The following is a 568-nucleotide window of genomic DNA, read 5'->3' as shown; positions in this document are numbered from 1 at the left end:
CCATGAGCACCAGAGACATCTTCGTTGTCAGCGCCGCGCGCACGGCCATCGGCACTTTTGGCGGCAGCCTCAAGGACGTTCCCAACGCCCAGCTGGCCACCACCGTGGTCAAGGCTGCCATTGCGCGTGCCGGCATCGCTGCCGACACCGTGGGCCATGTGGTGATGGGCAACGTCATCCCCACCGACACGCGCGACGCCTACCTGTCCCGCGTGGCGGCCGTGGATGCCGGCTGCTCCATCGAAACCCCTGCCTACAACGTCAACCGCCTGTGCGGCTCTGGCCTGCAGGCCATCGTCTCGGCAGCGCAATCGATTGCGCTGGGCGACTGCGAAGTGGCCATTGGCGCCGGCTCCGAATCCATGAGCCGCGGCCCCTACTTCGACATGTCTGCGCGCTGGGGCGCACGCATGGGCGATGCCAAGAGCATCGACTACATGCTGGGCATCCTGCACGATCCCTGGCAAAAAATGCATATGGGCATCACTGCTGAAAACGTGGCCGAGCGCTACAAGATCAGCCGCGTGATGCAGGACGAGCTGGCCGTCATCAGCCAGCAGCGCGCCGC

The 568-nt window shown here is 65.3% G+C and carries 1 protein-coding gene; it reads left to right on the top strand.

Annotated features, from left to right (window positions below; genetic code table 11):
• Window positions 1-2: 2 nt before the first annotated feature.
• On the top strand, window positions 3-568 hold a 566-nt coding region (locus tag AC1RTQ_RS24170), incomplete at its 3' end, for a thiolase family protein (protein ID WP_492879507.1).

The organism is Comamonas sp. GW821-FHT11H03 (assembly GCF_058807955.1).
This window is presented reverse-complemented; position numbering and strand designations above follow the sequence as displayed.